This window comes from Kitasatospora misakiensis, assembly GCF_042656005.1.
GTDB classification, from domain to species: Bacteria; Actinomycetota; Actinomycetes; order Streptomycetales; family Streptomycetaceae; genus Kitasatospora; species Kitasatospora misakiensis.
The window spans coordinates 109,938-117,236 of record NZ_JBHSOF010000023.1 but is presented as its reverse complement, the minus strand read 5'-3'; the positions used below and the strand labels follow the sequence as shown (position 1 = coordinate 117,236).

Below are 7,299 nucleotides of genomic sequence, written 5' to 3'. Positions count from 1 at the left end.
CCCGGCGCCCGCGGCCGTGCCCGCTCCGGCGCCCGGCCCGGCTGTCGCGCCGCAGCCGGCGCCGGTCGCACCGGTGCCGCCGCCCGTCCAGGCTCCGCCCCCGTCGGCCCCGGCCCGTTCGGCGCCGGCGTACCCGGCCCCGGCGTACCCGGTGCAGGCGGTGGCCCCGGAGGACGACGTTCCGGAGGAGGACGACCCCGATCTCACCGAGGACACCTTCTCCGGCCAGGAGCTGATCATCCGCGAGCTGGGTGCCACGGTGCTGGAGGAGATCCGGCACGGCGGCAACTGAGCAGCACGTAGGCTCGTCGAGGACGTAGCAGGAGCGGACCGAACGCAAGGAGTGAGCCGTGTTTCCCGGTGGTGGCCAGCCCAACATGCAGGCGCTGCTCAAGCAGGCGCAGAAGATGCAGCAGGACCTCGCCAAGGCCCAGCAGGAGCTGGCCGAGGCGAAGGTGAACGGTTCGGCCGGCGGCGGTCTGGTCGAGGCGACCGTGACCGGCTCCGGGGAGCTGGTGGCGCTGACCATCGCCCCGGCCGCCGTCGACCCGGAGGACACCGAGACGCTGGCCGACCTGGTCCTGGCGGCCGTGCGGGACGCCAACCAGGCCGCGCAGAAGATGCAGAGCGAGCGGATGGGCCCGCTGACCCAGGGCCTCGGCGGCGGGATCCCGGGCCTGCCGTTCTGAGTCACGGCCCGCCACCGACAGAGCACCGCGGCGCCCGCTGCCCCGGGTACGACCCGGGTACGCCCGGGGTCACCGGTCGTGAGAGGTCCGTCGTTCAGCGAACGGACCGGTGTGATTTATGTGGGAGTCGGGCGTCGGGCGGTGTGCCCGGCGTCCGATTCGTTGGATGATGGCACCGGAGCACCCCGCGCGGGTGCCACCGGTCCAACCCGAGGGAAGGCGCGACGTTGTACGAGGGCGTGGTTCAGGACCTGATCGACGAACTGGGCAGGCTGCCCGGCGTCGGGCCCAAGAGCGCGCAGCGGATCGCCTTCCACGTCCTGCAGGCCGACCCCGTCGACGTCCGCCGGCTGGCGCACGCGCTGCTGGAGGTCAAGGAGAAGGTGCGGTTCTGCGCCGTCTGCGGCAATGTCGCCGAGGCCGAGCAGTGCCGGGTCTGCCTCGACCCGCGCCGCGACCTCGCCGTCATCTGCGTGGTCGAGGAGCCCAAGGACGTCGTCGCCATCGAGCGCACCCGGGAGTTCCGCGGCCGCTACCACGTGCTGGGCGGCGCGATCAGCCCCATCGAGGGCGTCGGCCCGGACGACCTGCGGATCCGGGAACTGCTGACGCGGCTCGCGGACGGCACCGTCACCGAGCTGATCCTGGCCACCGACCCCAATCTGGAGGGGGAGGCGACCGCCACCTACCTGGCCCGGCTCTGCAAGCCGATGGGCCTGAAGGTGACCCGCCTGGCGAGCGGTCTGCCCGTCGGCGGGGATCTGGAGTACGCGGACGAGGTCACGCTCGGCCGCGCCTTCGAAGGGAGACGACTGCTCGATGTCTGACCGGACGATCAACCAGCAGCCCCATGCGCCCCACCAGGCCGGGCCGGGGGAGGAGCGGTCCACCGAACAGGTGCCGCACACTCCGCACACGCACGCGCACGGCTCGGAGCCGGACGACTTCGCGGTGCAGATCGCGGACTCGGTGGAGAGCTTCGTGCTCTCGGTGACCGAGGTCGCCAAGGGCGACGAGCCCGGCAGCGCCGTCTCCCTCCTCCTGCTGGAGGTCTCGCAGCTGCTGCTGGCCGGCGGCCGGCTGGGCGCCATCGAGGACGTCGTCCCCGAGGACCGCTTCGAGCCCGACGCCGGTCCGGAGCCGGACGGCGAGCAGTTGCGCGAGCGGCTGGCCGAGCTGCTCGCGCCGATCGACGTCTACCACGAGGTCTTCGACCCGTACGGGCCGCCGGAGAAGCCGAACGCCTTCCGGATCTCGGACGACCTGGCCGGGGTGGTGAGCGAGCTGCAGCACGGGCTCACCCACTACCGCGAGGGCCGGGTCAGCGAGGCGCTCTGGTGGTGGCAGTTCTCGTACCTGTCCAACTGGGGCACCACCTGCTCGGCCGTCCTGCGGGCGCTGCAGTCACTGATCGCGCACGTCCGGCTGGACAGTCCGATGGGGGCGGCGCCGGACGGCGCCGACACCGACAACGACGGGCTCACCGACGAGCAGCTGGAGCAGCAGGCCGGTGACCTGATGGCGGCGGAGCTCGGTCTGGGCCGCTGAGCGGCCCAGTAGCCCAGCGGCAAGCGGCGGGACTGTGACGGAGACCTCACTCCCCGCCGCGGACGGAAAACCCCGGGGCGGCCGTCCGTTCGTCCGCCGATTCTTCGGAACGGCGGCGGCCCGCCCGCAGACCTGCCGGTGACGGGCGCCCGCACCCTCGTTCACCTGCCGAAACGTGTGTCTCATCATATGGAAACCGCCGGTCGGGGCACCCCCGCTCGGTAGACTGGCGCCGACCGCACAGCCCCCGCCACCCGGGGGTGCGGGGGCCGAGCGCCCCCGGAAACGACACAAGTCGAGGAGCGCACGTGGGCCTTGTCGTGCAGAAGTACGGCGGCTCATCCGTTGCGGATGCCGAGGGCATCAAGCGCGTGGCCCGTCGAATCGTTGACGCCAAGAAGGCCGGCCATGAGGTCGTCGTCGTGGTGTCCGCGATGGGCGACACGACGGACGAGCTCATCGAACTCGCGGAGCAGGTGTCCCCTCTCCCCGCCGGCCGCGAGTTCGACATGCTGCTGACCGCTGGAGAGCGCATCTCCATGGCGCTGCTGGCCATGGCGATCAAATCCCTGGGCCACGAGGCGCAGTCGTTCACAGGCAGCCAGGCCGGTGTCATCACCGACTCCGTCCACAACAAGGCGCGCATCATCGACGTGACGCCGGGCCGCATCCGCACCGCCCTGGACGAGGGCAACATCGCGATCGTGGCCGGCTTCCAGGGCGTCTCGCAGTCGAGCAAGGACATCACCACGCTCGGCCGCGGCGGCTCGGACACCACCGCCGTCGCCCTCGCCGCCGCCCTCAGGGCCGAGGTCTGCGAGATCTACACCGACGTGGACGGCGTGTTCACCGCCGACCCGCGCGTGGTGAAGAAGGCGCGCAAGATCGACTGGATCGCCTACGAGGACATGCTGGAGCTGGCCTCGTCGGGATCCAAGGTGCTGCTCGACCGCTGTGTGGAGTACGCGCGCCGCTACAACATCCCGATTCACGTACGCTCGTCGTTCTCGGGTCTCCCCGGGACCATCGTCAGCAACGACAACCCGCACAAGCCCGAAGGGGGCGAGATGGAGCAGGCCATCATCTCCGGAGTCGCCCACGACACGTCCGAGGCGAAGGTCACGGTCGTCGGCGTGCCCGACAAGCCGGGCGAGGCGGCGCGCATCTTCCGCGCCATCGCCGACGCCGAGATCAACATCGACATGGTCGTGCAGAACGTCTCGGCGGCGTCGACCGGTCTGACCGACATCTCCTTCACCCTGCCGAAGACCGAGGGCCAGCGGGCCATCGACGCGCTCAGCCGGGTCCGGGAGGGCATCGGCTACGAGTCGCTCCGCTACGACGACGCGATCGGCAAGATCTCGCTGGTCGGCGCGGGCATGCGCTCCAACCCGGGGGTCACGGCGACCTTCTTCGAGGCGCTCTCCGCGGCCGGCGTCAACATCGAGCTGATCTCCACCTCGGAGATCCGGATCTCGGTGGTCACCCGCGCCGAGGACGTCAACGCGGCCGTGCAGGCCGTCCACTCCGCCTTCGGGCTGGACAGTGAGACGGACGAGGCCGTCGTCTACGGAGGCACCGGGCGATGACCCGGCGGCCGAACCTCGCCGTCGTCGGCGCCACCGGCGCGGTCGGCGAGGTGCTCCTCGGCCTGCTCTCCCTCCGCCGGGACATCTGGGGCGAGATCCGTCTCGCCGCCTCCCCGCGCTCGGCCGGCCGCAAGGCGGTCGTGCGCGGGGAGTCCGTCGAGGTCCTCCCGCTCACCGAGGAGCTCTTCGACGGGGTCGACGTCGCGCTGTTCGACGTCCCCGAGGAGATCGCCGCCCGCTGGGCGCCGATCGCGGCCGCCAAGGGCGTCGTGGTGGTCGACAGCTCCGGCGCGTTCCGCCTGGACGACGCAGTGCCGCTGGTGGTGCCCGAGGTCAACGCGGCCGCCGTCCGGATGCGCTCGCGCGGCATCGTGGCGAGCCCGGACTCCACCACGCTGACCATGATCGCGGCGATCGGCGCGCTGCACGCCGAGTACGGGCTGGAATCGCTGGTGGTCGCCTCCTACCAGGCCGCCTCCGGGCTCGGCCGGGACGGCACGGACACCCTGCGCGCCCAGCTCGCCCAGGTGGCCGGCACCGCGGTCGGCGAACAGACCGGGGACCTGCGGGCGGTGATCGCCGACCACGGGCCGTTCGCCGCCCCGCTCGCGCTCAACGTGGTGCCCTGGGCCGGTGCGCTGACCGACGGCGGCTGGTCGTCGGAGGAGCGCACGGTGCGCGACGAGTCCCGCAAGATCCTCGGCCTGCCCGGGCTCAAGGTCTCGGCCACCTGTGTGCGGATCCCGGTGGTGCGCACCCACGCGCTCGCCGTGCACGCGGTGTTCGAGCGCGAGGTCACCCAGGAGCACGCCCGCGAGATCCTCCGGGACGCCCCCGGGGTGGTGCTGTACGACGATCCGGCGGCCGGCGAGTTCCCGACGCCGAACGACGTGGTGGGGACGGACCCGGTGTGGGTCGGGCGGCTGCGGCGCGCCCTGGACGACCCGAACGCGCTGGACCTCTTCCTCTGCGGGGACAACCTGCGCCGGGGGGCGGCGCTGAACTCCCTTCAGATCGCCGAACTGGTGGTGGCCGAGGGAGCCGGAGCGGGCTGACCCCCCGTTCGCCCCGAGTCTGCGCGGTTTGTTCGCGGACTGCTTGACGAATCCTCGCCGAATCCCCTGGAGGGGCGTTCGGCCCATGCGCGAGAATGTGCGGCGGGCTGGGCAACCATGACAGGGGATCGAGTGTCCAACGGGCGTGGCGAACGTGATGGTGGGGGCAGGGGCGGGCATCTCGGCGGCAGCCGCGGTGACGTTCCCGTCGCGTGTCCAGTGGCCTGCGGATCGGCCGGAAGATAGCCAGATGACGGCAGTCGCACCCGGTGCCGCGGGTCCCGGCGCCGGTACCGCGGGTACCGCTGCCGGTACCAGCGAGGATCAGCTCACCGAGACGTATCAGGCCCACTACCGCTCGCTGCTCCGGCTGGCCGCGCTCCTCCTCGACGACCTGTCGAGCTGTGAGGACGTGGTCCAGGAGGCGTTCATCCGGGTGCACGCGGCCCGCCGCCGGGTGCGGGAGCCGGAGAAGACCCTCGCGTACCTGCGCCAGACCGTGGTCAACCTGTCCCGCTCGACCCTGCGACGCAGGATCCTCGGGCTGCGGCTGCTGCCCAAGCCGATGCCTGACATGGCCAGTGCAGAAGAAGGCGCCTACGATGCGCTGGAGCGGGACCAGTTGAAGGTCGCGCTTCGGGGTCTGCAACGCCGTCAGCGGGAGGTGCTGGTGCTGCGCTACTTCGTGGACATGACGGAGGCGCAGGTCGCCGAGACGCTGGGCATCTCGCTCGGGTCGGTGAAGGCGTACGGCTCACGAGGGCTCGCCGCGCTGAGGGTCCAGATGGAGGCCGGGCATGGCTGAGGACGATCGGACGGTCGACGGCGGCAGGGCCGGCGGGCCGCTCTGGGCCGACCCGTTCGGCGGGGAGGAGCGCGGAGCCCCGCCGTCCGGCCGGGAGGACCAGGTCGGACGCGAGGAGCGGCTGGTCCGGGAGCTGATGCGGCGGGCCGTCGCCGACGTCAGCCCGGCGCCCGGCGGCCTGCAACAGATCCGCCGCGCGGTACCCCGCCGACGGGCCGTCCGCCGCGGGGCCTGGACCGGCGCCGCCGCCGTGGCCGTCACCGTCTCCTTCCTGCTGCCGGCCCTGCACACCGCCGACCACCTGGGCCTGTCCGGCGGCCCGGGCCTGGCCGACGCCGAGAGCGGGAGCGCCTCCGCGACCACCGCGGGCCCCCTCCCCGGCAACGGCACCGGCGGGCCCAGTCGGCCGCCGGTCCTCGACGCCGGGACACCGGTCGTCCCGGGCAGTCCCTCCGGCACCGTGGACAGCCCGCCGACCGGCGGCGCGACCACCGCCCTCCCGGGACCCGGCACCTTCGCACCGAGCACCGCCACCAGCACCGGAGGGGACGACGCCCCGATCCTGGCGCTGTGCACGCGCGGCGACCTCGGACAGGGCACCGCGCAGATCGGTGCCGCGGACGCCCGCGGGCGGATCTACGGCTCCTTCACGCTGACCAATGTCTCCGGGCGCACCTGCCGGCTCGGCGGGCCCGGGTCGGTCACCGTCACGGGCACCACGGGGACGGAGAGCGACCGGATCCGGATCGCCTTCCACACCGCCGGCGACCCGGCGACCGGACTGCCCGCGCCCGGGCCCTCGGCCGGCCCCGCGACGGGGTCCGACGCGGGGAGCGACGGCCTCGTGCTCGCGCCCCGGGCCGTCTACCGGGTCGACATCGCGTGGATCCCGGATCAGGGCGGCTGCCCCGCCCCCGGCGGGTCGCCCTCGCCGAGCGCCTCCATCGGCTCCGGACAGCCGGGCGGCTCCGGCGGGGGGACGACCGGGGGCGGCGCGACCGGCACCGGCGGGACGGGGGCCGGCGCGGGTGACGGCGGCGCGACCGGCGGCCCCGGGACGGGCGGAGCCGGTGCGCTGCCGGGCGCGAGTGACGGCGGCGGTGGGAGCACCGGCGGGCCGTCCGACGCGAGTACGGGCGGCTCCGGCGCGGGTGCCGGGACGGGCGCCCTCGCGGCGACCAGCGGGCAGCCGGGCGGACCGGGGACGTCGAGCGCCGGCACCACCCGGGGGCCCGGGACGGCCGCGCTCGCCGGCTCCACCGGGGCGCCGAGTACGACCACCAAGCCGGCCACCGCGACCACGACCGGGACCACCGGCGCACCGAGTCCGTCCGCCACCCCGGCGCCCGGGCCGAGCAGGCCGGCGGCGAGCGTCACCCTGGCGTACACGCCTGCCCCGGGCAATCCGGCCGCCGCGAGCGTCGTCCTGACCGGCGCCTGCTCGGGCACGGTCTACCGCACCGCGCCACGGCCCGTCGCCCCCGACGGCCCGGCCGGGGCTCCCAGCGCCGCCCCGTCGTCGGAGGGGTGACGGCGGCGGGTGCCGTCGCGTCGGTAGGGCCCGCGTGCCGGACGTCGGCGGGGCTGTCGCGCCGGACGTCGGTGGGGCCGAC

7 protein-coding genes and 1 pseudogene are annotated in these 7,299 nt (G+C 73.8%); all 8 read left to right on the top strand.

Annotated features, from left to right (window positions below):
- Positions 1 to 292, top strand: a pseudogene (locus tag ACFP3U_RS19235) (DNA polymerase III subunit gamma and tau); the annotation flags it as partial.
- A 58-nt stretch (positions 293 to 350) separates the two neighbouring features.
- Positions 351 to 689: a YbaB/EbfC family nucleoid-associated protein gene (locus tag ACFP3U_RS19230; protein ID WP_380226793.1), complete on the top strand. Its 339-nt coding sequence runs from the start codon at positions 351 to 353 to the stop codon at positions 687 to 689.
- A 227-nt stretch (positions 690 to 916) separates the two neighbouring features.
- Positions 917 to 1,516, top strand: a complete 600-nt coding sequence (recR, locus tag ACFP3U_RS19225) for a recombination mediator RecR (RefSeq protein ID WP_380226792.1) — start codon at positions 917 to 919, stop codon at positions 1,514 to 1,516.
- Complete coding sequence (locus ACFP3U_RS19220; protein ID WP_380226791.1) at positions 1,509 to 2,237, top strand: DUF5063 domain-containing protein; 729 nt, start codon at positions 1,509 to 1,511, stop codon at positions 2,235 to 2,237. Before recR ends, ACFP3U_RS19220 begins: the two co-directional genes overlap by 8 nt.
- A gap of 308 nt (positions 2,238 to 2,545) precedes the next feature.
- Positions 2,546 to 3,826 (top strand): aspartate kinase, encoded by a 1,281-nt coding sequence (locus ACFP3U_RS19215; RefSeq protein ID WP_380226790.1) that lies wholly within the window; start codon positions 2,546 to 2,548, stop codon positions 3,824 to 3,826.
- Complete coding sequence (locus ACFP3U_RS19210; RefSeq protein WP_380226789.1) at positions 3,823 to 4,881, top strand: aspartate-semialdehyde dehydrogenase; 1,059 nt, start codon at positions 3,823 to 3,825, stop codon at positions 4,879 to 4,881. Before ACFP3U_RS19215 ends, ACFP3U_RS19210 begins: the two co-directional genes overlap by 4 nt.
- Before the next feature lie 250 nt (positions 4,882 to 5,131).
- A complete protein-coding gene (locus tag ACFP3U_RS19205) occupies positions 5,132 to 5,686 on the top strand; it encodes a SigE family RNA polymerase sigma factor (protein WP_030310986.1) in 555 nt (184 codons plus the stop codon).
- On the top strand, positions 5,679 to 7,217 hold the full coding sequence (locus ACFP3U_RS19200) for a hypothetical protein (RefSeq protein WP_380226788.1): 1,539 nt from the start codon (positions 5,679 to 5,681) through the stop codon (positions 7,215 to 7,217). The genes ACFP3U_RS19205 and ACFP3U_RS19200 overlap by 8 nt, the downstream gene beginning before the upstream one ends.
- The last annotated feature ends 82 nt before the right edge of the window (positions 7,218 to 7,299 follow it).

Coding starts and splice junctions, on each gene's coding strand:
- ACFP3U_RS19210 (WP_380226789.1), top strand. CDS start 3,823: ATGACCCGGCGGCCGAACCTCGCCGTCGTCGGCGCCACCGGCGCGGTC.
- ACFP3U_RS19205 (WP_030310986.1), top strand. CDS start 5,132: ATGACGGCAGTCGCACCCGGTGCCGCGGGTCCCGGCGCCGGTACCGCG.
- ACFP3U_RS19220 (WP_380226791.1), top strand. CDS start 1,509: ATGTCTGACCGGACGATCAACCAGCAGCCCCATGCGCCCCACCAGGCC.
- ACFP3U_RS19200 (WP_380226788.1), top strand. CDS start 5,679: ATGGCTGAGGACGATCGGACGGTCGACGGCGGCAGGGCCGGCGGGCCG.